Origin of the sequence: Acidiferrimicrobium sp. IK (genome assembly GCF_025499425.1) — a bacterium.
Lineage (GTDB): Bacteria > Actinomycetota > Acidimicrobiia > Acidimicrobiales > Palsa-688 > Acidiferrimicrobium.
On record NZ_JAIMCB010000011.1, the window covers coordinates 63,819 to 90,317 of the forward strand.

A 26,499-nucleotide genomic window follows, 5' to 3' on the forward strand; every position below is an offset into this window, starting at 1 on the left:
GGTCGTGTCCACGATTGACAGCCCGTAGGGGGTGGGTCCGACGTCGGTGTTGGCGGTGGCGGTCAGGGTGACGGTCTGCCCGGCTTGGGGCGCCGTGGTGCTGGCGGCCAGCGTCACCGAGTACGACGGCGAGGTAGTGGTTGGCGCTGTGTTAGCTGCCGGAGCGGCCCCGGGGGCAGCCAACAGGAACGACCACACAATGCGGAATAGAAACCACAAAACAGAGACCCCTTGTCGGTCCGGGCAGCCGGATGACGATTAAGTGACGTTCAGCCGCTAATGCCTTGGCAATCGGAATGCCATTCGTTGGCGAACGGTACTAACCAGCTTGGTGTAGCGCAAGCGGCCGCCGCACTTAATCCCGCGCTTTGCGCGCTCCACTTCGAGTCACCTCATTTGGTGCTGGATCCGGCGCAGACAGTGGTCTTGCTCTATAACGCAAAAAGGTCAAAGCGGTGTATTCCATCACGGATGAGGCTGAGTCTGGGCCGGCGCGCGAGTTGTTCGATCTCTCGATGTGGTCGGCTCGCGTCGGAGTAGCCTCCGCCGCACCGGCGCGGCGCATTCGACTCGGTATGGCCGGGGTCTTCGAGTCCCGTCATGGAGAATGCGAGCTCTGGGCCGCGCTCTCGATCTCGGGCGCCCCTACGCGACGCTGCAGTTGATGGTATTTCCGAGCGCCGGTGGCGCCCTGCTCCGAAAGCGGGCCCTCGAGGCTCGGTGCGAGCGCCCCTAGCGCTCCGAGCGCGGCGAGGGCGGCGTCGCGCAGCAGGGAGCTCATCGCCGGGGCCGGCAGGCGGGCGCTGAAGGGGGTGGAGTTGATGAGGCCGAGCGTGGCGTGGGTGCCCGCCAGAGCCACGTCGGGCTCGACGCCGGTCACCGCCACCACCGTTTCCACCCACAACTCGACATAGCGCCGCTGCAGGCCGCGCACCTGACGGCGGGCCGGCTCGGGGACCGCGTCGAGGTCGCGGGCCTGCAGGGTGATGAGCGCCGGCTCGGCCAACGCGAACGCCACATGACCTTCGACCAGCGCCACCAAGGCGGCCGGCGGGTCGGGCCGGTTGGAGACCTGGAGGCGACCGCCCTCGAGCAGCCGGTGGCTGACATCGAGCAACAGCTCGGCGAGTATCGCCTCCTTGCCCGGGAAGTGGCGGTACAGCGCCGGCCCTGAGACCCCGGCGGCAGCTCCGAGCTCGTCGATCGACACCCCGTGGAAGCCGCGGCGGGCGAAGAGGGGCGCCGCCACTTGAAGTATCTGCGCCCGCCTCGACCCGGCCACCACCCAAGGCTAGCGCCGGGCGTGAACGATCGCTAACCTCGGGGTCGTGGGATACCCGATCATCCCGGTGTCGGCGGATTCGGCGTCGGAGCAGTGGAAGGCCAACGAGACCCATCACCGGGGGTTGGCCGCCGACCTCAACCAGCGCCTGGCGACCGCCGCGGTCGGCGGCTCGGAGTCGTCACGGGCCCGGCACCGGTCCCGAGGGAAGCTCCTGCCGCGAGAGCGCATCGATGCGCTGCTCGACCCGGGCGCACCCTTCCTCGAGCTGTCGCCGCTGGCGGCTATGGGCCTCTACGGCGGTGACGCTCCCGCGGCGGGGATCATCACCGGCGTCGGCCGGGTGTCGGGCCGGGAGTGCGTGGTCGTGGTCAACGACGCCACCGTGAAGGGCGGGACCTACTACCCGTTGACGGTCAAGAAGCACCTCCGAGCCCAGGAGGTGGCGCGCGACAACCGTCTGCCGTGCATCTACCTGGTCGACTCCGGGGGCGCCTTCCTGCCGGCTCAGGACGAGGTGTTCCCCGACCGCGACCACTTCGGGCGGATCTTTTACAACCAGGCCACCATGTCCGCCGAGGGCATCCCGCAGCTTGCCGCGGTGCTCGGCAGCTGCACCGCCGGCGGCGCCTACGTCCCCGCCATGAGCGACGAGGCGGTGATCGTCCGCAACCAGGGCACCATCTTCCTCGGCGGCCCGCCGCTGGTGAAGGCCGCCACCGGCGAGGTGGTCAGCGCCGAAGAACTCGGCGGCGGCGACCTCCACGCCCACCGCTCGGGCGTCACCGACCACCTGGCCCACGACGACCGCCACGCCCTGACCATCCTGCGCGACATCGTCGCCTCCCTCGCCCCCCGGCCGCCCGTGCCCTGGGAGGTCACCCCGACCGAGCCGCCGGCCCATCCCCAGGAGGACCTCTACGGCCTGATTCCCGCCGACACCAGGACCCCCTACGACGTCCGCGAAGTCATCGCCCGCCTGGTCGACGGGTCACGGATGCTCGAGTTCAAAGCCGAGTACGGCTCGACGCTGGTGTGCGGTTTCGCCCGTGTCCACGGCCACCCGGTGGGCATCGTCGCCAACAACGGCGTTTTGTTCTCCGAGTCGGCCATGAAGGGCGCCCATTTCATCGAGCTGTGCGACCAGCGCCGCATCCCCTTGCTGTTCCTGCAAAACATCAGCGGTTTCATGGTCGGGCGGGACTACGAGGCCGGCGGGATCGCCAAGCATGGGGCCAAGATGGTCACCGCGGTCGCCTGCGCCCGGGTGCCCAAGCTCACCGTGGTGATCGGCGGCAGCTTCGGCGCCGGCAACTACTCGATGTGCGGGCGGGCCTACTCCCCCCGGTTCCTCTGGATGTGGCCCAACGCCCGGATATCGGTGATGGGCGGCGAGCAGGCCGCGTCGGTGCTGGCCACCGTCCGGCGAGAGCAGATCGAGGGGAAAGGGGGCGAGTGGCCGGCAGCCGAGGAGGAAGAGTTCAAGTCCCCCATCCGGGAGCAGTACGAGGCGCAGGGCCACCCGTACTACTCGACCGCCCGGCTGTGGGACGACGGCATCATCGACCCGGCCCAGACCCGCACCGTTCTCGGGCTGGCCCTTTCCGCCACTGCCAACGCCCCGCTCGCCGCCGCCGGCTACGGCGTCTGGAGGATGTAGGCAGTGCCCCGCACGAGCAACGGACCTTCGGACTCACAACCAGTGCTCCCCACGGGCAACGGACCTTCGGGCTCACAACCAGTGCTCCGCACGGGCAACGGACCTTCGGACTCACAACCAGTGCTCCGCACGGGCAACGGCTTGTTCCGTGCGGTCCTGGTCGCCAACAGGGGGGAGATCGCACGGCGCATCTTCTCCACCCTCTCCGCCCTCGGGATCGAGTCGATCGCGGTCTACACCGACGCCGACCGCGCCGCGTCCCACGTCGCCGCCGCCGACCGGGCGCTGCGCATCGGCAGCTACCTGTCCGTGGAGGACGTGGTCGCCGCCGCGGTGGCCGCCGGTGCCGATGCCGTCCACCCGGGTTACGGTTTCCTCTCCGAGCGAGCCGCCCTGGCCGCGGCCGTGGAGACCGCCGGCGTGACTTGGATCGGGCCGCCGCCCGCCTCCATAGACGCGATGGGGGACAAGATCCGGGCCAAGGCGACCGTCGCCGCGGCCGGGGTCCCCGTCGTGCCGGGCGTTTCGGGCGCCGGGCTGAGCGTGGCCGAGCTGGCGGCCGCCGCCGTCGAGGTCGGGCTGCCCGTCCTGCTCAAGCCGTCCGCCGGCGGCGGCGGCAAGGGCATGCGCAGGGTCGCCGACCCGGCCGCGCTACCCGAGGAGATCGCCGCCGCCCAGCGCGAAGCCGCCGGCGCCTTCGGCGACGACACCCTCCTCGTCGAGCGGTGGATCACCCGGCCTCGCCACATCGAGATCCAGGTGTTCGCCGACAGCCACGGCGGGGTCATCCACCTCGGTGAGCGGGAGTGCTCCCTGCAGCGCCGACACCAAAAGATCATCGAGGAGGCGCCCTCCGCCCTCCTCACCCCCGACCAGCGGGCGGCCATGGGGGCCAGCGCGGTCGCCGCCGCCCGCAGCTGCGGGTACGTGGGAGCGGGAACCGTCGAGTTCATCGTCTCCTCCGACGCGCCGGGTGACTACTTCTTCATGGAGATGAACACCCGACTCCAAGTCGAGCACCCCGTAACCGAGATGGTCACCGGCCTCGACCTGGTCGAGTGGCAGCTGCGGATCGCCGCCGGCGCCCCGCTGCCCCTGACCCAAGACCAGGTGACCATGGACGGCCACGCCGTCGAAGCCCGGGTCTATGCCGAGGACCCGGCCCGGGGCTTCCTCCCCGCCGCCGGGCCGATCGCGCTGCTGCGCGAGCCACGCGGCCGGCCCGGGGTCCGGGTGGACTCAGGCATCGCCGCGGGCGGCACCGTCGGCACCGGGTTCGACCCGATGCTGTCCAAGATCATCGCGTGGGGACCCGACCGCCCCGCCGCCCTGGCCCGCCTGCGCGCCGCGCTGGCGTCGAGCGCGGTGCTCGGGGTCACCACCAACGTCGGGTTCCTCGGCCGGCTTCTCGCCGACCCCGACGTGGCCACCGGCCGCTTGGACACCGAGCTGGTCGACCGGGTAGCAGCCGACCTGGCGGCACCCCCCAAGCCCGACGAGGACGCCGCGGCGGTGGCCGCGGCCCTCGCCCTGGCGCTCGAACTCGAACCCGGCGGAGGGGCCGTCGTCGACCCGTGGGATGTACCGGGCGGATGGCGCCTCGGCGCCCCGGCCGAGACCGTCTGGCGGGTCCGCCTCTCCGGTCGGCCCGTCACCCTCGGTGTGACCGGCCGGGCCGCCAGCGCCTCCGTCCGGGTCGCTCGCGGCGAGACCGCCCTCGGCGACGAGCCGGCCGTCGAAGCCTCCACCCACCCCTCGGCGGCTGGTGAGATGGTCGTTCGCGTCGGCGGCACCTCGACGACCTGGACGGTGGCCCGAACCGGTGACGGGCTGTGGCTCGGCCACGGCGGGGACAGTTGGCGAGTAGCGCCCGACCCCGCGCTCCTAGCCGGAGCCGCGGCCGTCGCCGGCGACGGCGGTCCGGTCACCAGCCCGATGCCCGGCACCGTGCTGGCGGTCCACGTCGGCGCCGGCGAGGAGGTCGCGGCCGGCCAGCGGCTGGTCACCGTGGAAGCAATGAAGATGGAACACGTGGTCGTAGCTCCCGTCGCTGGCACCGTTACCTCGCTGCCTGCGGCAGTCGGCCGCTCCGTCGCGCTCGACGAGACCCTCGCCGTGGTGACCCCGGCCGACCACCCCGCCGATTTCTCCAACCCTTCTGAGGAGGTCCCCTCGTGACCCTGACCAGCGGCCTCGACGCCGAGTACGAGGAGCTTCGGTCCACCGTCGAGCGCTTCGCCCGCAGCGAGATCGCCCCGGTGATCGGTGCCCTGTACGAACGGGAGGAGTTTCCGTATTCGATCGTTGCCAAGATGGGGGAGATGGGGCTTTTCGGCCTGCCGTTCCCGACCGAATATGGGGGTATGGGAGGTGACTACTTCGCCTTCTGCCTGGTGCTCGAGGAGCTCGCCCGCGTCGACTCGTCGGTCGCGATCACCCTCGAAGCCGGCGTCGGTCTCGGCGCCATGCCCATCTACCGCTTCGGCACCGAGGCCCAAAAGCAGCAGTGGCTGCCCGACCTCTGCGCCGGCCGGGCCCTTGGTGCGTTCGGCCTGACCGAACCTGGCGGCGGTAGCGATGCCGGAGGCACCCGGACCACCGCCCGGCGCGACGGGGACGAATGGGTGATCGACGGGTCGAAGGCGTTCATCACCAACTCCGGTACCGATATCACCTCACTGGTGACGGTCACCGCGGTGACGTCAGGTCAGCCGGCAGGTGGTCAGCCGGCGGGCGGGGGCGTGCCGGCGATCTCGGCGATCATCGTCCCCGCCGGCACCCCCGGCTTCAGCGTGGCCAAGCCCTACTCCAAGGTCGGCTGGCTCTCGTCGGATACCCACGAGTTGTCCTTCAACGACTGCCGGGTGCCGGCGGCAAACCTACTGGGAGAGGAGGGCAGGGGATACGCCCAGTTCCTCCGCACCCTCGACGAGGGCCGGGTGGCGCTGGCCGCTCTCTCGGTGGGGCTGGCGCAAGGCTGCATCGACGAGAGCCTCCGCTACGTCGACGAGCGCTCGGCGTTCGGGCACAAGATCAGCGAGTACCAGGTGCTCCAGTTCAAGATCGCCGACATGGAAGCCCGGACCCACACCGCCCGGCTGGCGTGGCACGACGCCGCCGCCAAGCTCCTCGCCGGGCGGCCCTTCAAGCGGGAAGCGGCCATCGCCAAGCTGGTCGCCTCCGAAGCGGCGATGGCCAACGCCCGGGAGGCCACCCAGATCTTCGGCGGCTACGGGTTCATGAACGACTCGCCCGTCGGCCGCTTCTACCGCGACGCCAAGATCCTCGAGATCGGCGAGGGGACCTCCGAGGTCCAGCGCATGCTCATCGCCCGCGACCTGGGCTTGCCGGCGCGGACCTAAAGCCGCCGGCGGGGGCTGGCCGGCGGGGCGCCTTGCCGCATTGCCACCTTGCCACCTTGCCGCATTGCCAGGCGCCTCCCGATGCAATCCGCGACACACCTCCCCGAGATCTGGGGGGTGTGTCGCGGATTGCACGGCCATTGCCCGGGCAGGGCGCGACAGACGCCTCGCCCCTCCGGGGGGTATGTCGCGGAGTCCGCTTGTTGGACCCACTCGCTCTCGGCGGCCGGCGATCGCCGGGAGCGCCCTGGCCGCCGGCCGGGCTCTGCCCGCCGGCCGGTGCCGCCAGTGCCCTCCCGACACACCGTCGGACCCGAGCGACAGCGGGCCAGCGCCGTCCTAGGCTCGACGCCATGCTCCAACTCTTCGGATTCGAGACCGTGGGCGTAGCGATCAGCGACTTGTACTTCGTAGACCCGGACCCCAACCCCGGCCAGGAAACCCCCGAGCGGGGCGTTCGACTCGAAGTCCGCTTACTGGAGCGTCAACCCCTGCACGGGTCGATCTACTCGGCGCAGCCGATCGGCGTTGGGCGTCCCGTCTGGCGGGCCGATCTCCTGGAGTCGGTCGAGTCCGCGCCCGGCAGCTACGACCGCACCCACCACCACCCGGCCTTCGACGGCTGGGAACCCGGCCGGCGCAACTTCGTGCCGGAGTTGTCGGCTGATCCGCTCGGGTGGGTGGCTGCGCGCCTGGGTGACCTGCCAGCCCTGCTCGACGAGGCCCGGATAGATCGGGGTCTGGTCGATCCGTCCGACGCCGCCAAGCTGCGCCAGTCTGTCCCCGAGATCATGGACGCGACCCGTCGCCTCCTCGGTCGGGTCCACGCCGGCGAGCTGGGCGTTGCTCCAGCTGGCGCCGCGAGCCTCAAGGACGCCCGACTCGGCTGGCTGTAGCAAGCCGACCTCGACCGGCGAAAGCCGCCCGGCGCGGCCCGTCACCGGCGGGGGGCCCCGATCAACTCGGCGGTCGGGGCGGGACTACGAAGCCGCCGGATTCTGCCTAGGGCTGCTGAAGCACGCACCCGGCGGCCAGCAGGGGGTCAACCAGAGGCCAGCACGCGGTCAACTGCAGCCTGGGCTCGCTTGAGATCGCGCCACGAGGACCACCCGGCGACCGGGATCCCGGCGACTGGCGCCAGGCGCGGAAGGGTGCGGCGCACCATCGCCCGGGCCAACATCTCGAAGCCGCCGCCCCGCACCCGTCCCCCGATCGATTCATCCGGACCTAGGTACGCCTCCAGCAGCACCCGGCGCAGGGTCGCCGGGTCGCTGAGACCCGCCGCGCGAAGGCGGCCCGACGCCACGCAGGCGATCAGGTAGAACTCCACCAGTTCTGCGGCGACCGCCACGGTGCCCGCCGCGCCGGCAGCTGCGGCGGCGGCCGGCGGGGCCTCGATCCCCAGGCATGCCGAACACCTCGAGGGCAGAGCTGACGGCGGCGCCGACGGCGCCGGTGGCCGCCACGGCGACGCCGCCCGGACCGGGTGCCAGCGGCACCGAGCCTTTGGCCACCAGGCCCACGATCCGGTCCAGCACCGGCGAGAGGGGCTCAGAGACCCGGGTCAGGGCCTCCGGATCGCGCAGCAACCGGCGGATGTCTCTTGGCCGTCGCACAGAGCGCAACTCCCGGCTGAGCGCCGTGGCCTCATCGCGCACGAGCGTGCGGACCGGCTCAGGCAGCCGGTCCCACTGGCGGGTGAAGGGCGCCGGTGACCGCATGCTGCAGTTGTACCCCCAGTGCTCAGGCGGCACCCACCGCCGCCGGCCGGCGCCTTTCGCCAAGGTGGGGCCACGACATCCGGCCCTCCGCCCGCCGGCCCTCCGCCCGCCGGCCCGCCGCCCGCCGCCCGCCGGCCCGCCATCCCTCCGCCAGCCGGCCCTCCGCCCGCCGGCCCGCCATCCGCCGGCTAGCAGCCAGCCCTACTGACCGGCCGCCGCAGCGGCCGGGGGGGTGCCTGGCGATCCCCGCCCATCTCGGTGGGTGCGGCGCGCCACCTCGACGCCGGCCGCGACCATGAGGAGGATCGCCGGCAGCGGGCTACGGACCGCTGGGGGGGCCAGGAGAAGCGCGCCGATCGAGGCCAGCAACACGGCCGTCACCGGAGCCGCCCGCCACGCCCGCCGGGCGCTGCCCGCCAGAGCGGGACGGGCCCGCCGCAGCATCACCCTCCCGACTCGCTCCGCTCGCAGGCCCAACGCTCGGTCCCGCACCGACGGCCAAAAGGCGACGCCGGCGAGGACACCGGTCAAGGCCATGCCGGCCGCGATGCGCGGGTATGACGCCACGTCGGGAGTCACGATGATCCAGCTGGCCGCGGCCAACGCGGCCACGGTCCGGTCGTCGGTGGCCACTAGCAGCACCACCGAGGCCAGGATGAGCAGGTAGGAACTCCACATGATGGGCGTCGCCATGAGCGACGCGATGATCGAGGCGGCGAAGAGGTTGCGCTCGTCGCCGCTGCGGTGGGCCCTCAGCGCCCCGCCCACCACGACCGCGCCGGCCACGGCGATCGCCAGCATCTCGGCTACCGCCGGGGTCGTGCCCAGGCTGTCGAACAGCGACGTCAGCGACCAGCTGCTGGCCGCCTCGTGGTCCTGCAACACTCCGAGCATGGCGCTGTAGCTGTGCTCGCTCAGCGGTCCGAGCACCCAGCCGCCGCCGAGGATCACCGCCAGCGTGCCTGCCGCCAGCGCCGCGGCCCGCAGCCGGCGGGCTAGCACCAGCCAGGCCAACAGGGGGAGGAGGAACAGCTTGGCGACCGCGGTGGCCGCCACCGCCAGGCCGGCCACGACCCAGTGGTCGCGCTGCGACCAGGCCACAGCAGCGCCGAGCAGGAGCAAGGCGTTGACGGTGCCCATCTGCAGCCCGACGATCGTCGTGGACGAGCTGAGCACCAGCGCGGCCGGCAGCCAACCGGGGCGTCCGAGGAGGTGGCACGCCACCAGGATGGCGCCGACGGAGAGCCCGACGAAGATCGTGACCGCTAACGGCACAGGGAGAGGCGCCAGGGGAACGAACGCCCAAGCGACGAGGTACGGGTACACGAACGCGTGCCCGGCCCGGAACACAGGGGACGTCACAGGCGAGTAGGGGCTGCGGCCGTCGAGGAGCGCACGGCCGGCTCGTAGGCCCGATTCGAGGTCGAACGCGCCTAGCAGCCAGCCGTACAGGCCGAGCAGCGACCCGCCGACGACGACCAGCGCGGCTACCTGCGGCCAGGTCCAGCACGAACGCGGCGCTCGGATCTGCGCGGCCGTGCGGGGCGCGCTGAGATTTCTGGTCGCCATGTCCTGCTCGAGTCTAGAAGCGTCACGCACCGCCGCTGGGGCGCCCCGCTCAGGGTGAGGGGCTGCTCGACAGCAGGCGGGATCTGAGCTGTTGCAGGGTGCCGGGCGCGACCCCGGCGTCATGAAGCCACGCCGCCGCGCCGCCGTGCACGTCCCCGAGGCGGCCGAGGAACCGGCGCATCACCTCACCGCTGACCACGCGTCTCTCCGGCGCCATGTTGGCGATCGCTTCCCCGTGGATCGGGTCTCGGGCCAGCCGATCGAGGATCGAGTCGAGCGCCAGACCGGTCAGCTCGTAGTCCGCGGCGATGTCCTCGTCGTCGACGCCGAGCACCGACAGGATCATGGCGGCCAGCACGCCGGTGCGGTCCTTGCCAGCCGCGCAGTGGAAGACCACCGCGGTCCGGTCGCTGTCGGCGAGGGCCCCGAACGCCGTCACGAACGCCTCACGGCCGACGTCGAGGTACCAGAGGTAACGATCGGCCATGTCGTCGCTGGGCGGGACGCCCTGGGCCTCGCCGGTAAGAGTGGGGATTACCGGCGCGTTGAGGTACTCGATGGCTCCCCCGGCGAGCGCACCGCGGCCGACCTGGGCGATCTCATCGGGGCTTCGCAGGTCGATGATGAGGTCGACGCCGAGCCGTCGCAGCGCAGCGACGCCATCTGGGGAGACGTGGTGCAGGGCGTCGCTGCGGTACACCGCCCCCCGCACCACTTCGCCTCCTCCGCTCGATCGGTAGCCACCCAGGTCCCGAAAGTTGAACGTGCCGTCCACCGCCACCCACCGTTCGCGGTTCATGCCCGGACTGTAGGAGAACCAGTCCGCCCAGCACACAGAGGTGGAGAAAGCGGGCCGGGCCGCGCCAGGCGGGGGCGTAGGTTGCCCGCCGTGCGGGCATGAGCAAGGGGACAGGGGCGCCCCCGCCCCTCAACCACTGGACGGAGAACCACTTATGGCCAAGATCTTGTTCGTTGTGACCGGCGCAGACGCCTGGACCCTTGCCGACGGCACCAAGCACCCAACCGGGTTCTGGGCCGAGGAGCTAGTCGCTCCCTACCGGATATTCACCGGCGCCGGCTACGACGTCGTGTTCGCCACGCCTGGCGGCGTGGCCCCGGTGGTCGACAAGGCCAGCCTGGCCCCCGACGCCAACGGCGGCGAGGAGCGAGCCGACGCGCTGGCCTCCGAGCTGGGAGACATCGTCGCCCTGAAGAAGCCGATGCGGCTGGAGGACGCCGTCTTGGCTGACTACGCCGCGGTGTTCTACCCGGGCGGGCACGGCCCCATGGAGGACCTTTCGGTGGACGAGAATTCCGGTCGTCTGCTGGTGGACGCCCTCCAGTCGGGCGTGCCGCTCGGCATCGTGTGCCACGCCCCGGCCGCCCTCCTGGCGACGGTGGACGGCGATGGCAACTCGCCGTTCTCCGGCTACCGCCTGACAGGGTTCACCAACGCCGAAGAGGAGCAGGCCGGGTTGGCCGACAAGGCCAAGTGGCTGTTGCAGGACCGGCTTGTGGCGCTGGGGGCGAGCTTCCAGGCGGGTGAGCCCTGGGCTCCCAACGTGGTTGTGGACCGCAACCTTCACACCGGCCAGAACCCTTCGTCGTCGGGTCCCCTGGCCGAGGAGATGGTCCAGGCGTTGGGCGGATCCCCGAGCTAAAGGTCGCGCCCCGGACCTGCCGATAGGTGAGGGTCGGGTCGTCGATGGCGGTGACTCGCGTGACTGGAGGAACACGTGCCCAGACGACCTGCGCCCCGCCCCGCCACTTGGGGCCGTCGCGTGGCTCAGGCGGCCGTCGCGGCGCTGTCGGTGGGAGCGGCTGCCGCCCCCGCCGCCACGGCTGCGCCGGCGAGTTCCGCTCCCCCCAGCGCGCCGGGGGTCGCTCACGCGTCGTCGCTGGCGGTGACCGCCCCGAGGGCGTACAGCCTCCTCACCTCCGACGGGCGCCTCATCGGCTACGGAGGGGCCTTCTCGGCCACGGTGGCCACCCCCGCCTCCCCGGTGGTGGGTGTGGCATCCACCCCTGACGGCCGCGGTGCGTACGCCGCCGAGGCCGACGGCGAGGTGATCGCCCTCGGCGACGCGGTCTTTCAGGGCTCGCTGGTCGGCACCCGGCTCTCGAAGCCGATAGTCGGCATCGCCATCGACCCGTCGACGGGGGGCTACTGGCTGGTGGCGTCCGACGGCGGGATCTTCGACTTCGGGGGAGCCCGCTTCTACGGCTCCACCGGCTCCACCCACCTGAACAAACCAGTGGTCGGGATGGCCGCCACAAGCGACGGCCAGGGCTACTGGCTGGTGGCGTCCGACGGCGGGGTCTTCACCTTCGGCGACGCCGGCTTCTACGGCTCGACCGGCGCGGTTCACCTGAACAAGCCGGTCGTCGGGATGGCCGCCACCGCGACGGGGCACGGTTACTGGATGGTGGCGTCTGACGGCGGGATCTTCACCTTCGGCGACGCCGGCTTCTACGGCTCCACCGGCTCGGTGCGCCTCAACCGGCCGGTGATCGCCATGAGCCCGACCGGCACCGGGCAGGGCTACTGGCTGGAGGCGTCCGACGGCGGGATCTTCGACTTCGGGGACGCCACTTTCTACGGTTCGGGCGCTGGCGCGGCGAACGCCTTCGTCGGCATGGCGATCGGTGTCGGCGACGGGTACGCCAACCCGATGCGCGCGGTGAGCGGCCTGCGACCCGAGCGCGTCGACGAGGGCGTCGATTACGGCGGCTCCGGTCCGGTGTACGCCCTCGGTGACGGAGTGGTCACCTCCACGTCGGGGAGCTGGCCCGACGGGACGTTCATCTCCTACCGCCTCACCGCTGGCCCCGCCGCCGGCAAGATGGTGTACGTCGCTGAGAACGTGACCCCGACGGTCACCGTCGGCCAGACCGTGAACCTCAACACCGTGGTCGGCATCCTCCACGATTCCTACCCCGACATGGAGATCGGGTGGGCGGCCGACAGCTACGGCGACACGATGGCCGCGTCCGCCGGCCAGTGGACCTCGGCGGACGACTCGGCGTCGCTACCGAGCGCCTACGGCGTCAACTTCGACCAGCTGCTCGTGTCGCTCGGGGCGACGCCAGGAGTCATGGAGCATCCCAACGTGACCGGCACGCTGGCGGCGGGGTGGCCGGGCTGGTAACCCCGCCGGACCGGGGCCGACAGCTCCGCTACCGGTAGGTGTTGTTGCTGGTGTGGTCCCCGGCCAGCCACCGGGCCAGGTCCTCGCGAGCGGAGCTGCGGCGCTCCTCGCTAATTTTCTCCACGTCGGGGTGGTCGACGCTGAACTCCACGATCAGCCCGTTCGGGTCGGTGATGTAGAGCGACACGCAGTAGCCGTGGTCGAGCACGAACGTGTCCGGCTCCCGGTAACCGGCCTCGTGGATCCGCTTGCGGATGGCGTCTTGGGTGCCCTGGTCGACCGCCAGGGCGACGTGGCGGAACGGGGTGAAGTTGATGTCGGTCTTGAACAGAGCCTGGTCGGCGGGATCGGCGAACTGGAAGAACGCCAGCGCACTTCCGTCGGCCAGGGCGAAGAACGTGTGGCAGTAGGTCCGCTCCGCCCCGAAGAGCATGTCCTTCTCGGCCCACGTGGCGACGAGCGGCATCCCGATGACGTCCTCGTAGAACGCCCGGGTCGCCTCCTGGTCGTCGGTCACCGTGGCGTGGTGGTGCAGGCGGATCGGGCCCGGCGTGACGGTGCGGTTCATGCGGCGACCTCCGTGTGTAGGTGTCAGCTGGTTGGGGACAGCGGTAGGAGATGGTCGAGGGACACTCGGATCTCCCCGCGACTGATCGGGACGCACGAGTCGGGGAGGTCCTGGACGATGTCGATGTCGCGGCGTCGCAGCTCGTCGATGAACGACCCCAGGTGGGCCATGGCGCCGCTGTCCACGTCGTGGAGGACCACCACCGTCCACGGCCCGGCTTCGGCGTCGGCCAGGGCCCGCTCGACCCAGCCGTCGGGGTCGTCCCAGTCGTGGGGGACGCTGTTCCAAAGAACGCAGGTGTAGCGGTGGTCTTGGAGGTACCGGAGGGCGGCCGCGGACAGGACCTGGCGGTCGAGGACGCCCCCCGCTGCGTACGGCCGATACAGCTTTTCGTCGCCGTCGAACTCGGTCAGCTCCGCTGCCAGCGCGGCGATCTCCGTGTCTACGGCCGCTTCGGCGTCGACCGCAGCGCCGAGCAACACCGTGTGGGTGGTGGTGTGATGCCCGATGCGGTGACCTTCTCTGCAGGCCCGGCGCACCAGGTCCCGTCCCCCCGGCCGGCGCAGGTTGGCGCCGACGACGAAGAAGGTGGCGGGCACGCCTCTGGCGGCCAGCACGTCGAGCACGGCGTCGGTGACGCCCGGCGTGGGGCCGTTGTCGAACGTCAGGCTGATCCGCCGACGTTCGCGGTCCTCCGACATTGCCCTCCCCTCGTGTTGTTGCCATTGTGGCCGACGATCGGCCCAGGCTCAACCGGTCGCGGTCCCCCCGGCCGCTCTCAACCTACGGCCGCCGGCCACGTCACGCCGGTCAGCCGCTCCGAGAGGTCCCACAGCAGGCGAGCCGTCTCCTCGTCGAGGGCTTGGCGTGCCGGCACGTCCACCCCCGGGTACCCCCGCATGTGCTGGAACCCGCTCGGGCCGATGTAGATCCCGCCCGGGAGGTCCTCGGTCGCCGCGTAGAGGGTCGGGAGCGCGCCCATGGTGTCGCTCTGCGCGATGAGCAGGTTGCCGACCACCCCCAACAGGTTGGAGATCGGGCTGCTCGTCCCTCCCTGCAAGTTGGTGGCCGCGTACCCGGGATGGGCGGCGACGGCCCGGACATTCGACCCGGCCTGGTTGAGGCGACGCTGGAGCTCCAGCACGAACAGCAGGTTGGCCAGCTTGGACTGCGAGTACGCCTTCCACGGCTTGTAGGAGCGGCGTTCCCAGTTGAGGTCGTCGAGATCGATCTTCCCGCTGCGGTGCAGGCCGGAGGACACGACTACCACCCGGTCCGTGATGCGCGGCAGGAGCAGGTTGGTGAGGGCGAAGTGGCCCAGGTGGTTGGTGCCGATCTGCAGCTCGAAGCCGTCAGCTGTGCGCCTTTCGGGGGTGGCCATGACCCCGGCGTTGTCGACGAGGATGTCGACGGGCCCGGGGGTGTCCTTCGCGAACGATCGCACCGACGCCAGGTCCGCGAGGTCCAGTTGCCGGACCACGACATCGCCGGTCATCGCCTCCGCCGCGGCGTGGCCCTTGCCCGTGTCACGCACGGCAAGGGTGACCGTGGCGCCGGCGCCGGCGAGCGCCTTCGCGGCCGCCCGCCCGATGCCGCTGTTGGCGCCGGTGACGATGGCGCTGCGCCCGTGGAGGTCGGGGAGGTCGGCGGCGGTCCAGCGGGATTGGGGCATTGCCGTCAATGTAGGCGGGGGCCGGCTACCTTCGGCGCGGTGACCCCAGCGGAGATCGCCGACTTGGCGCACCTGCGCCGGGCCCGTGACCGCATGGACCGCGACTACGCGCAGCCGCTCGACGTCCCGGCGATGGCCGCCGTCGCGTTGATGTCGCCGGCGCACTTCTCTCGCAAGTTCCGCGCCGCCTACGGCGAGACTCCGTACTCGTACCTGATGACCAGGCGGATCGAGCGGGCGAAGGCGCTATTGCGTCGAGGGATGTCGGTGTCCGACACGTGCATGGCGGTCGGCTGCACCTCGCTCGGCTCGTTCAGCTCGCGCTTCACCGAGATCGTCGGCGTGACGCCATCTAGGTACCGCCGGCGCGACCACAGCCACCTCGAGGTCGTCCCGTCGTGCGTGGCCCGGGCTGGGACCCGACCCCGCCGCAGCACCGCGGCTGTCTGAGCACTTCTGGTAGTCGAGCAGGAACGGAGAAGCGGCCGGGGAGCCCCACCCGTACGGTTGGGGCATGGCACTCACCGTCTCGGCAATGTTCATCCCGGTCCACGATCCTGACGCGGCCCTCGGCTTCTACCGCGATGCCCTCGGTCTCGAGGTACGCGCCGACGTCTCCTCCGACGGGTTCCGCTGGGTGACCGTCGGCGCCCCCGGCCAGGACGTCGACATCGTCTTGTCCCAGCCTCACGGCGGCCGGTCCCAGGCCGAGGGAGACGCCCTCCTGGCGCTGGTCACGCAGGGGTCGCTGCAAGCGGCGATCTTTCGAACCGACGACCTCGACGCCACGTTCGAGAAGGTCCGGGCGTCGGGGGCGGAGGTGCTGCAGGAGCCGGCGTCGCAACCGTGGGGCGCCCGCGACTGCGCGGTCCGCGACCCCTCCGGCAACCTGGTGCGCATCGCCCAGGCCTGAGCGGCCGCTCCGCCTCGGGCAACACTCGACCTCGCACGAAGCTCGATCTACGAAGAGAGACGATGGGAAAGGTTCAGGATCGACAACTCCCCCCGGCACACCCCGCCGACAGCCACGACGTGCTTCGCGTGCACGGCGCCCGGGAGAACAACCTGAAAGACATCAGCGTCGACATCCCGAAGCGCCGGCTGACGGTGTTCACCGGGGTGTCGGGCTCGGGCAAGAGCTCGCTGGTGTTCTCCACGATCGCCGCCGAGTCGCAGCGGTTGATCAACGAAACCTACAGCGCGTTCGTGCAGGGTTTCATGCCGACCCTGGCCCGTCCCGACGTCGACGTCCTCGAGGGGCTGACCACCGCGATCATCGTCGACCAGCAGAGGATGGGGTCCGACCCCCGCTCGACGGTGGGCACCGCCACCGACGCCAACGCGATGCTGAGAATCCTCTTCAGCCGGCTGGGCCGCCCCCACCTCGGTCCGCCCAACGCGTTCTCCTTCAACACCGCCCCGGTCCGGGCGAGCGGCGCCATCACCGTCGAGCGAGGCGCGGCCAAGACCGTCCGCAAGACCTTCACCCGAGCGGGGGGCATGTGCCCGGTGTGCGAGGGTCGAGGGCGGGTCTCCGACATCGACCTGGCGGAGCTGTTCGACGATTCCAAGTCCCTCGCTCAGGGCGCGTTGAGCATCCCCGGTTACACCTCCGGCGGCTGGAACTACCGGCTCTATGCAGCATCGGGTTTCGTCGACCCGGACACGCCGATCCGCGAGTACACCGAGAAGCAGCTGCAGGATTTCCTTTACCACGAGCCGGTACGGATGAAGATCGCCGGCATCAACATGACCTACGAGGGGCTGATCCCCCGGATCCGCAGCTCCATGCTCGCCAAGGATCGGGAGGGGATGCAGCCCCACGTCCGGGAGTTCGTCGACCGGGCGGTCACCTTCGCCACCTGCCCCGACTGCGCCGGGACCCGGCTCAACGAGGCGGCCCGCTCGTCGCGCATCGCCACCCGCAGCATCGCCGACGTGTGCGCGATGCAGATCAGCGATCTGGCCGGTTGGATCCGCGGCATCGAGGAGCCGTCGGTCGCTCCGCTGCTCGACGCGCTGGGGGCCACCCTCGACTCGTTCACGGAGATCGGGCTCGGCTACCTGTCCCTCGACCGGGCGTCGAGCACCCTGTCGGGGGGCGAGGCGCAGAGGGTCAAGATGGTCCGCCAGCTCGGCTCTTCGCTGACTGACGTCACCTACGTCTTCGACGAACCCACCACCGGTCTCCACCCTCACGACATCCAGCGGATGAACGACCTCCTCCTCCGCTTGCGGGACAAGGGCAACACCGTGCTGGTCGTCGAGCACAAGCCCGGGATCATCGCCGTCGCCGACCACGTGATCGATCTGGGCCCGGGCGCCGGGACCGGCGGGGGAACGGTGTGCTTCGAGGGGAGTGTCGCCGGCCTGCGGGCCAGCGGGACGATCACCGGCCGCCACCTCGACGACCGCGCCTCCCTCAAAGCGGCGGTGCGCCGGCCGACGGGGACCCTCGAGATCCGCGGCGCTGACACCCACAACCTTCGAGACGTCGACGTCGACATCCCTCTCGGGGTGCTGGTCGTCGTCACCGGCGTTGCCGGGTCCGGCAAGAGCTCGCTGGTACACGGCTCCATCCCCCCCGGACGGGGCGTGGTGTCGGTCGACCAGGCGCCGATCCGCGGCTCGCGCCGCTCCAACCCCGCCACCTACAGCGGGCTGCTAGAACCGATCCGTAAAGCCTTTGCTAAGGCCAACGGCGTGAAGCCGGCGCTTTTCAGCGCCAACTCCGAGGGGGCGTGCCCCAACTGCAACGGCGCCGGGGTCGTCTACACCGACCTGGCGATGATGGCCGGCGTGGCCACCACCTGCGACGAGTGCGACGGGAAGCGGTTCGACGCGTCGGTGCTCGAATACCGACTGGCCGGGCGCGACATCAGCCAGGTGCTGGCGATGTCGGTCGCCGAGGCCGGCTCGTTCTTCGGGGGCGGGGAGGCGCGCACGCCCGCCGCCCACGCGGTCCTCGAGCGCCTGGCCGACGTCGGGCTCGGCTACCTCACCCTCGGCCAGCCGCTCACCGCCCTCTCCGGCGGTGAGCGCCAGCGGCTCAAGCTGGCCACCCACCTGGCGGACCGCGGCGGGGTGTACGTCCTCGACGAGCCGACCGCCGGTCTCCACCTGGCCGACATCGCCCAGCTGCTCGGTCTGCTCGACCGTCTCGTCGACGCCGGCAAATCGGTGATCGTCGTCGAGCACCACCAGGCGGTCATGGCCCACGCCGACTGGATCATCGACCTCGGTCCCGGCGCCGGGCGCGACGGGGGTCGGGTCGTGTTCGAGGGCACGCCGGCGGACCTGGCCGGGGCCCGCTCCACGCTCACCGGCGAGCACCTTGCGGCCTACGTCGGCGCTTGAGCCGTATCCAAGCACCACTTCCGCACAGTCGGGCGAGGGCAACTGGCGCTCGAGTCTCGAGGCGGGCAGGCCGCTCAGGCCGGCCGCCTTCGAGCTCCACTCGCGCACCGACCGCAGTGGGCAACTGGCGGTCGAGTCTCGAGCCGCCACCAGGCCCCATCGGTGCGTCTCCGAGTAGCCGGCGTGGCTATGAGTAGTCGGACATCAGGCGGGGCGCGTACGGCCGCTCGAGGGTCGATACCTCCACCTCGTCGAGGTGGAGGTGCAGGGCGGCGACGGCGTCGTCGATGTGACGCTCGGCGGTGGCGCCGAGTATCGGCGCGCTGACCCCTGGGCGGCCGAGCAGCCAGCCCAGAGCGACGCACGCGGGAGGCACGCCGCGACCGGATGCGACGACGCGCACAGCGTCTTGTACATCGAAGTCCTCTGGTCGGTCCCGGCTTGACCCCGCTGCTCGGGCCGTGTGGCGGGTGCCGGCGCGCTCCCTGGTCCCGGCCAGCAGCCCTCTGGCGAGCGGGCTGTAGGGGACCAGCCCGATCCCGGAGTCGGTGCACATGGGTATCAGCTCACGTTCGTCCTCGCGGTTCACCAGGTTGTATCGGTTCTGCATCGACACCAGGCGGGTCCAGCCGCCCAGAGCGGCGCAGTGCTGGAGCTTGGCGAGCTGCCATGCGTACATCGCCGACGCCCCGACGTATCGGGCCTTTCCTGCCCTGACCACGTCGTCGAGCGCCTGCATGGTCTCCTCGACGGGCGTGTTCGGATCGAACCGGTGAACCTGGTAGAGGTCTACGTAATCCGTGCCGAGCCGTCGGAGCGACCGGTCGATGGCCGACAGGATGTGCTTGCGCGACAGGCCTCGATCGTTCGGACCTGGACCGGTGGGGTAGTACACCTTGGTGGCCAGGACGTAGTCATCCCGATGTTCGAACAGCTTGGCGAGCAGGTGACCGGTGATCACCTCGCTGGCTCCTCCGGAGTACATGTCCGCTGTGTCGAACAGCGTGATACCGGCATCGACGGCCTTGCGAACGATCGGCTCGGCGTCGTCCTCGCCAAGCGCCCAACTCTGACTCCGAGGATCGCCGTAGCTCATCATGCCGAGTCCGACCCGGGAGGTCGTGAGCCCCGACGAACCCAGCCGCACGTGGTGCATCTGTCACCTCTCTTGCTTCGAGCCCGCTGCCTCTGGCCGAGCTCTTTGATCGGTCGCAGCGGGTTGATGCACGGCCACCCCAGCGATGACCAACCCGATGCCCACGGCGTCGAGCGCTGTCGGTACCTGCCCGAGGACGACCAGTCCGATGGCGGTGGCGCACGCCGGTAGGAGGGCGAGCATCAGGGCGAACGTCGCCCTGGGAAGGCGGGCCATGGCCAGTTGGTCGGTGACGTAGGGGATGACCGACGAGCAGACACCGACACCGATGCCGGCAAGGACGAGCGGGGGGCGGCCGAAGGCTGGGGACGCCCCCGCGACGCCGAACGTGCTCACGACCAGCGCGGCGACGATCATCGCCGCGCCGAGCTGATCGATGCCGTCTGTAGACACCTGGTTGTCCCGGCCGGGCGGGGTGGCGTTGGCGATTCGGTGGGCCACAACGATGTAGGCCATGAACCCCGCGCAGTTGGCGAAGGCCAAGACCGCGCCGAGCGGGTGCGCGACAAGCGCCACATCGCTCAAGGCGCCGACGCCTCCGACGGTGATGGCAAGAGCGAAGGCGTTGCGTCGTGTGCGGACACCGAGAGCGGCTAGCACGACGGTGCCCAAGAACTCGATGGCGCCGACAGTGGCGAGCGGAAGCCGGTCAATGGCCAGGTAGAACGCCAGGTTCATGGCCGCGAGGAGGACGCCGAGGGCGACGAGCCTCCACCGTTGCGGTACCGACAGCCGGCGGACGAGCCGCCAAGGCCGCCGCCAGGCGGCGAAGACCACAGCGGCGGTGGCGATGCGGAACCACACCACGCCGAGCACGTCGACCCGGGCGAAGAGCAGCACGGCCATGGACGGCCCGAGATAGTGGAACACCGCGCTGGTAAAGAAGTACGAGGTGGCTGGAATCCGTTCGATCCGGCCTTGCGCTCCCGGCTGCACAGGTCCACGCTATGAATGTGAAGCCCGCAAGGGAATACCACTACAACGGAAGCCCGCCACGGTTGCCTAAACAACAAAAGCTTGGGAGCGGAGCGACCTTCGTTTCGCTTGACGACGTCGACCGGGCGATCCTGGAAGCTCTGACAGCCGACGCCCGAACCAGAACCGCAGAGCTCGGACGACGGGTCGGACTGTCGGCGCCGGCTGTGGCCGAACGACTGCGCCGCCTGGAGGACTCCGGCGTGGTCTCCTACCGCGCCGAGGTGGATCCTCGGGCCCTGGGCTACACCATCCGCGCCATCGTCAGGGTGAGCCCCTCCAGCCGGGATCTGCCGCGGATCCCCGAGACGGCGGCGGGGATCCCCGAGATCACTGAGTGCTATCGGATCACCGGCGAGGACTGCTACTTCATGGTGCTGCACCTGCGGTCGATCGACGACCTCGAGGCTGTGCTCGACCGCTTCGCCCCTTACGGCCGCACGACCACGTCGATCGTCCACTCGGCGCCCGTCCCCCCTCGGCCGCTGCCGCTCGCGGGACGGTGAGCTGCGCTCACACCTCCAGGGCGGTCGCGCTCCAACCCTCGACCGCGCTGGGGTAGCGGGGCCGCCAGCCACTGGAGTCGCGCAGCTTCCGGTTGCTGACCCGCAGTGAACGGGTCAAGGAGGTCAGGCGGTCACCAAGCAGCCCGGCCATCCGCCCCGGGCCCGAAACCCACGGCCGTTGGCCGGCAGCCTCGGCCAGCGCTCGGGCGTATTCGCGCCGGGTCAGCGGCCGGTCGTCGACGACGTTGTAGATCCCGGCGGCGACGTGGAGCGCTGCGGTCACCGCCGTTCCTCCGTCGGCCACGTGGATGGAGGACAGGTATGCGTCCGGTGGACCCATGACCGGCAGGACGTGGTGGCGGGCGAGGGACAGGAACTGCTCGCTGTGACGGGCGCCGGGCCCGTAGAAGAGGCCGAACCGGAGGACCACGGCTCTTCCGCCCGCCGCGCCGAAGCGCAGGGCGCTGGTTTCGGCGGCCAGGTTGCCGATGGCGTTGGGGTAGCGGTCCGTCGCCGCGGTCTCGTCCACCCAGCGGTCCCCGCTGTCGGGATAGAGCATGCTCACTGACTCCTGAACCAGCCGTCCCACGCCGGCCTCTACCGCGGCGTCGGCTACTGCGGCCGAGCCTTCAGTACGCACTCGTTCGGTCTCGGCCCACGCCCGGCGAAGCACGAACGTCGCCGTGGACGGCATCGAGGTGGCCAGGTTCACCACGGCGTCGTGGCCGGCGAAGGCCTTGGTCAGGGCGTCGCGGTCGAACATCGACACTGTCACCGGAGCCGCTCCTCGAGCTCGCACGGCCGAGGCTTTCTCAGGTGTGCGAGCCAGTGCGGTCACGTCGTGCCCCGCCGAGACAAGCCCCGGGAGCGCGTAGCGCCCGATCGCCCCGGTTCCCCCCAAAAGGAACACCTTCACGGGTTGACTGTACTCCCGACGAGTCAAAGTGACGTTGACACGTGTGGCTATCCAGGGAAGACTCCCGCCGTGGGCGGTAACGGGGACCGGGGAGCTGACCGCCCCCTTGGGAGAGACTCACCAGGCGGACGCGCCGGTCAGGAGCGGCTGGCCGCTCACACCCCCGAGCCGGTACCGACCGAGCCGCTCCGCCGGGGACTGCTGACGTCGTCGGGGATCCTCGGGGTGCAGCGCAGCGCCGGCAACGCGGCGGTGGTCCAACTTCTGTCGGGCAAAGCCGCGGTCGGCGGATCGGGGCGACCCGTCGTGCAGCGGGCCTACTGGGAAAAAGCGGGCAACGAGTACACGTGGCATGGTGGCGACGAGCAGCCGCCCGAGGGGTACGTGAAGCTGAAAGAAGCGCAGCGTCCCAACCCCAACAACAAAAAGAAGCTCTACGACGTCTACGGGCCGGCGCCGGTTGGCAACAAGAAGAGCAAGAAGAAGGGGTCTGGTGCCGTCACGCCGCCACCAGTAGCGGTGGGCGGAGCGAAGAAGCCGCTGACCAAAAGCGAGGCCGCCACCCGGGCCAAGGGGGCCGCCGCGTTGCTCGAGAGCGCCGAGACCCAAGCCCTCGAGTCCGCCACCCACATGCAGAAAGCAGCGACCCCCGAGCTGGCGGGCGCCGCGGCCAAAGCCGCCGAAGCCGCCTCCACCTCTGCCAAGGCCGCGGCCGTCAAGCTCGGGGAGCTGGTCAATGCGGTCGCCGCCTTTCCCGACGTGGCCGCGGAGGTGCGTGCGCAGGAGGCCGCCGCCGTCTCGGCCGCCGCCGCGGCCGTCAAGTTCTCGGCGCAAGCGGCCCGCCTCGCCGAGGTCGTCGAGGCTCGGGCCAAGGTCGCGTCGCTGGCCAAGGGTTCCCAGGACGAGAGGGCCAAGCTAGACGCTGCTCGTCAGCTGGCCGGTGAGCTCACCGAGGAAGCCGACTACCTGAGGACCTACGTTGCGACCATGTCGAGGGACTTGGCGGCGGTGGGCGCCGGCGGTGGCTTCGTTCCGGCGGTGGACCCGGCTCCCTTGCAAGCCCAGCTACTCATCGACATAGCCGACGTCGAGCAGGCCCGCCGCGACACCGCCGACGAGATCGAGGAGCTCGTGGCGTCGGTCGCCGCCATCGGCGAGGAACACGAGCTGGCAGCCGACGCGGTACCGCTGAAGGAGCTCGCGGTCACTACCGCCGGCACCGATGTGGCGGAGTCGAGAGCCGACATCGAGGCTCGGCGCTCCCTGCGGGCGATGGCCGGCGGCGAAGTCAACCTCTCGACGCTGCTTACCCTGCCTCGCTTCGCCGGCAGCATGGCCGCCATCAGGCCCTACCTGGAAGCGCTAAAGCCCTCCGGGCTCAAGCCGGCGGCCGCCCTGGGGCTGCTCACGATGCTCAGCGCCACCCGCAGCGAAGCGGAGCTCGCCGTCATGGCTGGCGCCATCGCTGGGGGCGCCGACCTTCAGGTGACCGCCGCGCTCGCCACCGTCGACCCCAAGGTGTCCGCGTCCGATGTGGCCCTCTACGCCGCCGTTCAGCGTTCAGCCGCGTGCAAGGCAAGCGTCGTCTTGGACCTGCTGCCCGCCCGCAACGTGGCCCTCTACGCCACCCAACCGGTGCTAACCGAGCTGGCCGAACTGGCCAAAGACGGTGTGTCGGCGTCTCGCATGGCCGAGGTCATCGTCGCCGAGCCATCCCTACCGGTAGCCGATCTGGCCGAGCTGACCAAGCTCTTCGTCCGCTACCCGGCCAAAACCGACGTGCTGCTGCTCGCGAAGCTGGTGAAAGAAGGGATGAAGGCCGGCCGCAGAGCCGCAGACGTCACGGCGCTGGTCGACGAGATGGAGAGCGAGGGCGCCGATACGCCTGCCGCGGCCACCGTCAAGGTCGTCCTTCAGTCCCCGCAGCTGGCCGGGTTCACCATCCCGCAGGTGAGTGCCTTCTTGATCGCACTGCCCGGGCTGGACGGCGGGCAAATCGTCGAGGTGAGCACGTGGCTCAATCCAATGCCGGCGGCCGACAAGCTCGAGCTGATCACCGACGTCTTCGTAGCCGATGCCACCCCGGCAGCCGCTATCCACGCCACCTTCAAGGCGATGCGCAGCGCCGGGCTCGACGGCAGCGCCATCCGCAATCGGGTCATGTACCTCCGAGGCTTCATCACCGCTCCCGGCGGGGATGCCGACGCGTCGATCACCGAGGTCGGAGGCAGCAAGATCCTGACCGGGCCGGAGATCCATGCTCACGCCGTCAGCGTGCTGACCGGTCCGAGGCCCCAAGACAAGGTCTCCCACCTGGCGAAGTACCCCGATGGGCAAGACCCCCGCACCCGCAGCATCGACAACCTCTGGCTGGACGCCAACCCCGCCGTCCGCAACGCCGAGACCCCGGAGGAAGCGGTTCGTCGTCAGAAGCTGGCGGTAGCCGAGCTGTGCGGCAAGCCTGACGTCATCCCCGCCATCGTCCAGCAGATCCTCGCCCACCAGCACGGCGCAGCGCCTCGACCGATCGGGCTGCCTTCCGCCGAGGATGCCCTCGACCCAACCGGGGCGGCACACACCAACAGCATGCACACCATCGGCGGTGGGGGCACGATCAACACTCCCTACAAACTGGCGGCACGGGCGTGCTACAGCCCGACCTCGGAAGGGAAGGCCAGCGCCTTCAAATCCCCGGCGTCGGGCAAGGCTGCCGTCCAAGCGGCGCTGAACGACTACGTCGGTGCCAACCCGGCGAACTGGCCGTGGTTGCGCAGCCAACTCACCAAGGGCAACCCCGTGGCCATCGACCGGCCAGTCGCAGCCAACCACCTGGTGTCTTTGAAGACCACCGGCGGGGGCGGCCCCAACGGGCTCTACGACCGCAACGGCGTCGGTTCCTTCGAAAACCAGCAAGCCAAACCGAAGTACGACGGCGGCAAGGGTGGTCGCAAGTACTTCCCCAACGACAACGGCGTGATCTGGGCCCGGGAAGGCTACGTAATCAGGCAGAACAAGCCGACTGCGGCCTTCGAGACCTTCGGGGGCGGCCCCGACAACCGGATCCCGGTTGAGCCGACCACGCTCACGGTGTTCGCTCCCATCACCGGGGTCCACCTCCGGATCATCGGCATGGACACCAAGGGCGGGTTCGTGATCAACAGCGCCTACGCGTACCAATGACCGGCCCGTCGTGACCCTGTACGCAAGCCTGGCCCAAAACCCCGAGGAGGAGCAGCACGGGATCACCCTCCGCGAGGCGTTCACCCGCGCGCTGGTCTTGCTCTGGCAGGACAACGACGACGACCAGCTCGAGTCGATCTGGCGCACCCTCGCCGCCCGCCCCGGTCCCTTCGCCGACGAGGTCATCGAGGTCCTCGGCGCGGTGGTCGCCGAACCGCCAGACGACCTCGTCGAGTTGATCCGAACGCACGGCTGGGTGCCGCTCATCCATGAGGAAGCCGGCGCTGCGGAGCGGGTGTACACCCAGGCCGAAGCGGTCGCGTGGCTGATCCGAGCCCGCGACCGGCTTGCCGCGATACGCACCGCCGAGCGGCCCGCGGCGGGCACCTCGAAGCGGGTCGCTCCCAGCGTGGAGTGAGCTCGGTCGCTAGCGCGAAGTCCCTTCGTGACTCGCGAAAGGCCTCGACCGGGCGTACCGGAAAGGGCTGGTCAGCTCAGTGCGGCGGGTGGCGAGGCGCGAACCTCTGAAGGCCGACGACCTGAGCCAGCCGCAAGCGGTCGGCGTCGGGGCTCGACGGTTCAGCGGTGTAGACGACGAGCCTCAGATCCGAACCGGCCACGGTGAGGACATCGCAGTCGAGGGTGATGGGACCGACCTCCGGATGAACGACCGTCTTTCCCTCGGAGTCGACGGTGTTGACGACCCGCTCGTCCCACAAGCGAGCGAACCTGGGGCTGGCCTCATGGAGGTCGTCGACGAGCCGCTGCAGCTGCGCGTCGTCGGGATAGGTGCCGGCTGCCCGCCGCAGGTCGGCGACGGCATTCCGCTCGAAGTCGTCGGCTTCCCTCGCGGTCTTGCGGACCCGGCTCGACCCTCCGGTGAAGGTCCTCCAGACCAGGTTGCGCTCCCAGCCGCGGGCCGCCGGCGGTTCCCCCATGAGCGATACCCATGCGGCGTTGCAGGTGATCATCGTCCAGGCCGGGTCGTAAACACCAACCGGCAGGTCGGACAAACGGTCCATGAGTCGCTGCACGCTAGGCGGGACGTGGGTGGCCGCCGCCGCCTTCCTCGGCGGTGCTTGCCCGGCCACCAGGTAGAGGTGATCGCGCTCCTCGACGGTCAGGCGCAACGCTCGCGACAGGGATGCGAGCACTTGGGTGGAGGGGTTGGTGGCCCGACCCTGTTCGAGACGGACCAGGTAGTCGACCGAGATACCGGCCAACGACGCCAGCTCCTCCCGGCGCAGACCCGCAGCGCGGCGCGACGGCCGGGCTGACACGCCCGCATCCACCGGTTGGAGCCGGCGACGCCAGGCTTGGAGGTAGGAGCCGAGCCCGTCACCTGACTGCACCCCCCTGATTCTGCCGCCAGCAATAGAGGTTTGGGTGGTACTGAGAGTCCCACGGTTGCAGAGGGACCTGGCTG

Annotated in this window: 23 protein-coding genes; 12 read left to right on the forward strand and 11 right to left on the reverse strand. The window is 70.4% G+C overall.

All coding sequences use genetic code 11. From position 1 onward, the window contains the following. Positions 1–598 precede the first annotated feature (598 nt). Positions 599–1,282, reverse strand: a complete 684-nt coding sequence (locus tag K6U06_RS17605; RefSeq protein ID WP_262323270.1) for a TetR/AcrR family transcriptional regulator — start codon at positions 1,280–1,282, stop codon at positions 599–601. A gap of 46 nt (positions 1,283–1,328) precedes the next feature. Here K6U06_RS17605 and K6U06_RS17610 point away from each other — a divergent pair, with 46 nt between their 5' ends. The 4 genes from K6U06_RS17610 (at position 1,329) to K6U06_RS17625 (ending at position 7,200) form a co-directional block, all read left to right on the forward strand. Further along, positions 1,329–2,942 carry a carboxyl transferase domain-containing protein gene (locus K6U06_RS17610; protein ID WP_316044733.1) on the forward strand — a complete coding sequence of 538 codons (1,614 nt, stop codon included), beginning with the start codon at positions 1,329–1,331 and terminating at the stop codon, positions 2,940–2,942. Between the two features lie 141 nt (positions 2,943–3,083). Next, positions 3,084–5,120 carry a biotin carboxylase N-terminal domain-containing protein gene (locus K6U06_RS17615; RefSeq protein WP_410051084.1) on the forward strand — a complete coding sequence of 679 codons (2,037 nt, stop codon included), beginning with the start codon at positions 3,084–3,086 and terminating at the stop codon, positions 5,118–5,120. 2 nt (positions 5,121–5,122) lie between these two features. Next, entirely contained in the window at positions 5,123–6,304 is a 1,182-nt protein-coding gene (locus tag K6U06_RS17620) for an acyl-CoA dehydrogenase family protein (protein ID WP_410051085.1), read from the forward strand. Between the two features lie 353 nt (positions 6,305–6,657). Next, positions 6,658–7,200, forward strand: a complete 543-nt coding sequence (locus K6U06_RS17625) for a hypothetical protein (protein ID WP_262323273.1) — start codon at positions 6,658–6,660, stop codon at positions 7,198–7,200. Positions 7,201–7,346: 146 nt separating this feature from the next. Here the strand turns inward: K6U06_RS17625 and K6U06_RS17630 are convergent, their stop codons facing one another. The 3 genes from K6U06_RS17630 to K6U06_RS17640 all read right to left on the reverse strand — a co-directional run bounded on the left by K6U06_RS17630 (position 7,347) and on the right by K6U06_RS17640 (position 10,393). Further along, positions 7,347–7,655, reverse strand: coding sequence for a hypothetical protein (locus tag K6U06_RS17630; protein WP_262323274.1), 309 nt, complete (start codon positions 7,653–7,655; stop codon positions 7,347–7,349). A 571-nt stretch (positions 7,656–8,226) separates the two neighbouring features. After that, positions 8,227–9,594: a glycosyltransferase 87 family protein gene (locus tag K6U06_RS17635; protein WP_262323275.1), complete on the reverse strand. Its 1,368-nt coding sequence runs from the start codon at positions 9,592–9,594 to the stop codon at positions 8,227–8,229. 49 nt (positions 9,595–9,643) lie between these two features. After that, positions 9,644–10,393, reverse strand: a complete 750-nt coding sequence (locus K6U06_RS17640) for a tyrosine-protein phosphatase (protein WP_262323276.1) — start codon at positions 10,391–10,393, stop codon at positions 9,644–9,646. A 154-nt stretch (positions 10,394–10,547) separates the two neighbouring features. Here K6U06_RS17640 and K6U06_RS17645 point away from each other — a divergent pair, with 154 nt between their 5' ends. Further along, on the forward strand, positions 10,548–11,255 hold the full coding sequence (locus tag K6U06_RS17645) for a type 1 glutamine amidotransferase domain-containing protein (protein WP_262323277.1): 708 nt from the start codon (positions 10,548–10,550) through the stop codon (positions 11,253–11,255). Positions 11,256–11,375: 120 nt separating this feature from the next. Then, complete coding sequence (locus K6U06_RS17650) at positions 11,376–12,743, forward strand: hypothetical protein (protein WP_262323278.1); 1,368 nt, start codon at positions 11,376–11,378, stop codon at positions 12,741–12,743. A 28-nt stretch (positions 12,744–12,771) separates the two neighbouring features. On the opposite strand, the gene K6U06_RS17655 is transcribed toward K6U06_RS17650, so the two are convergent. From K6U06_RS17655 to K6U06_RS17665, 3 genes are all read right to left on the reverse strand, one after another. Next, on the reverse strand, positions 12,772–13,311 hold the full coding sequence (locus K6U06_RS17655; protein ID WP_262323279.1) for a VOC family protein: 540 nt from the start codon (positions 13,309–13,311) through the stop codon (positions 12,772–12,774). Between the two features lie 23 nt (positions 13,312–13,334). Further along, positions 13,335–14,012 carry a polysaccharide deacetylase family protein gene (locus tag K6U06_RS17660; RefSeq protein WP_262323280.1) on the reverse strand — a complete coding sequence of 226 codons (678 nt, stop codon included), beginning with the start codon at positions 14,010–14,012 and terminating at the stop codon, positions 13,335–13,337. 77 nt (positions 14,013–14,089) lie between these two features. After that, complete coding sequence (locus tag K6U06_RS17665) at positions 14,090–14,983, reverse strand: oxidoreductase (RefSeq protein ID WP_262323281.1); 894 nt, start codon at positions 14,981–14,983, stop codon at positions 14,090–14,092. A gap of 39 nt (positions 14,984–15,022) precedes the next feature. On the opposite strand from K6U06_RS17665, the gene K6U06_RS17670 reads away from it, so the two are divergent. The 3 genes from K6U06_RS17670 to K6U06_RS17680 all read left to right on the forward strand — a co-directional run bounded on the left by K6U06_RS17670 (position 15,023) and on the right by K6U06_RS17680 (position 18,340). Then, the gene (locus K6U06_RS17670; protein ID WP_262323282.1) at positions 15,023–15,433 is read left to right on the forward strand and encodes a helix-turn-helix transcriptional regulator; all 411 of its coding nucleotides are present in this window, start codon (positions 15,023–15,025) and stop codon (positions 15,431–15,433) included. Between the two features lie 64 nt (positions 15,434–15,497). Continuing rightward, positions 15,498–15,896 (forward strand): VOC family protein, encoded by a 399-nt coding sequence (locus K6U06_RS17675; protein WP_262323283.1) that lies wholly within the window; start codon positions 15,498–15,500, stop codon positions 15,894–15,896. A 62-nt stretch (positions 15,897–15,958) separates the two neighbouring features. Continuing rightward, complete coding sequence (locus K6U06_RS17680; protein ID WP_262323284.1) at positions 15,959–18,340, forward strand: excinuclease ABC subunit UvrA; 2,382 nt, start codon at positions 15,959–15,961, stop codon at positions 18,338–18,340. A 187-nt stretch (positions 18,341–18,527) separates the two neighbouring features. Here the strand turns inward: K6U06_RS17680 and K6U06_RS17685 are convergent, their stop codons facing one another. Both K6U06_RS17685 and K6U06_RS17690 read right to left on the reverse strand, forming a co-directional pair. Then, entirely contained in the window at positions 18,528–19,496 is a 969-nt protein-coding gene (locus tag K6U06_RS17685; protein ID WP_262323285.1) for an aldo/keto reductase, read from the reverse strand. Between the two features lie 3 nt (positions 19,497–19,499). Then, positions 19,500–20,432, reverse strand: coding sequence for an EamA family transporter (locus tag K6U06_RS17690; RefSeq protein WP_262323286.1), 933 nt, complete (start codon positions 20,430–20,432; stop codon positions 19,500–19,502). Between the two features lie 11 nt (positions 20,433–20,443). On the opposite strand from K6U06_RS17690, the gene K6U06_RS17695 reads away from it, so the two are divergent. Further along, positions 20,444–20,977: an Lrp/AsnC family transcriptional regulator gene (locus K6U06_RS17695; protein WP_262323287.1), complete on the forward strand. Its 534-nt coding sequence runs from the start codon at positions 20,444–20,446 to the stop codon at positions 20,975–20,977. A gap of 7 nt (positions 20,978–20,984) precedes the next feature. Here K6U06_RS17695 and K6U06_RS17700 read toward each other — a convergent pair whose 3' ends face one another. Beyond that, the gene (locus K6U06_RS17700; RefSeq protein ID WP_316044734.1) at positions 20,985–21,893 is read right to left on the reverse strand and encodes an NAD(P)-dependent oxidoreductase; all 909 of its coding nucleotides are present in this window, start codon (positions 21,891–21,893) and stop codon (positions 20,985–20,987) included. Between the two features lie 69 nt (positions 21,894–21,962). On the opposite strand from K6U06_RS17700, the gene K6U06_RS17705 reads away from it, so the two are divergent. Further along, a complete protein-coding gene (locus K6U06_RS17705; RefSeq protein ID WP_262323288.1) occupies positions 21,963–25,073 on the forward strand; it encodes a hypothetical protein in 3,111 nt (1,036 codons plus the stop codon). Positions 25,074–25,083: 10 nt separating this feature from the next. Next, positions 25,084–25,491, forward strand: coding sequence for a hypothetical protein (locus tag K6U06_RS17710; protein ID WP_262323289.1), 408 nt, complete (start codon positions 25,084–25,086; stop codon positions 25,489–25,491). A gap of 76 nt (positions 25,492–25,567) precedes the next feature. On the opposite strand, the gene K6U06_RS17715 is transcribed toward K6U06_RS17710, so the two are convergent. Beyond that, the gene (locus K6U06_RS17715; RefSeq protein WP_262323290.1) at positions 25,568–26,425 is read right to left on the reverse strand and encodes a helix-turn-helix domain-containing protein; all 858 of its coding nucleotides are present in this window, start codon (positions 26,423–26,425) and stop codon (positions 25,568–25,570) included. Positions 26,426–26,499: the final 74 nt, after the last annotated feature.

What these genes read in the sequence shown, in the direction of transcription:
- K6U06_RS17685 (WP_262323285.1), bottom strand. Translation starts at nt 19,496, where the DNA reads ATGCACCACGTGCGGCTGGGTTCGTCGGGGCTCACGACCTCCCGGGTC.
- K6U06_RS17675 (WP_262323283.1), top strand. Translation starts at nt 15,498, where the DNA reads ATGGCACTCACCGTCTCGGCAATGTTCATCCCGGTCCACGATCCTGAC.
- K6U06_RS17655 (WP_262323279.1), bottom strand. Translation starts at nt 13,311, where the DNA reads ATGAACCGCACCGTCACGCCGGGCCCGATCCGCCTGCACCACCACGCC.
- K6U06_RS17635 (WP_262323275.1), bottom strand. Translation starts at nt 9,594, where the DNA reads ATGGCGACCAGAAATCTCAGCGCGCCCCGCACGGCCGCGCAGATCCGA.
- K6U06_RS17695 (WP_262323287.1), top strand. Translation starts at nt 20,444, where the DNA reads ATGAATGTGAAGCCCGCAAGGGAATACCACTACAACGGAAGCCCGCCA.
- K6U06_RS17645 (WP_262323277.1), top strand. Translation starts at nt 10,548, where the DNA reads ATGGCCAAGATCTTGTTCGTTGTGACCGGCGCAGACGCCTGGACCCTT.
- K6U06_RS17640 (WP_262323276.1), bottom strand. Translation starts at nt 10,393, where the DNA reads ATGAACCGCGAACGGTGGGTGGCGGTGGACGGCACGTTCAACTTTCGG.
- K6U06_RS17665 (WP_262323281.1), bottom strand. Translation starts at nt 14,983, where the DNA reads ATGCCCCAATCCCGCTGGACCGCCGCCGACCTCCCCGACCTCCACGGG.
- K6U06_RS17625 (WP_262323273.1), top strand. Translation starts at nt 6,658, where the DNA reads ATGCTCCAACTCTTCGGATTCGAGACCGTGGGCGTAGCGATCAGCGAC.
- K6U06_RS17680 (WP_262323284.1), top strand. Translation starts at nt 15,959, where the DNA reads ATGGGAAAGGTTCAGGATCGACAACTCCCCCCGGCACACCCCGCCGAC.
- K6U06_RS17660 (WP_262323280.1), bottom strand. Translation starts at nt 14,012, where the DNA reads ATGTCGGAGGACCGCGAACGTCGGCGGATCAGCCTGACGTTCGACAAC.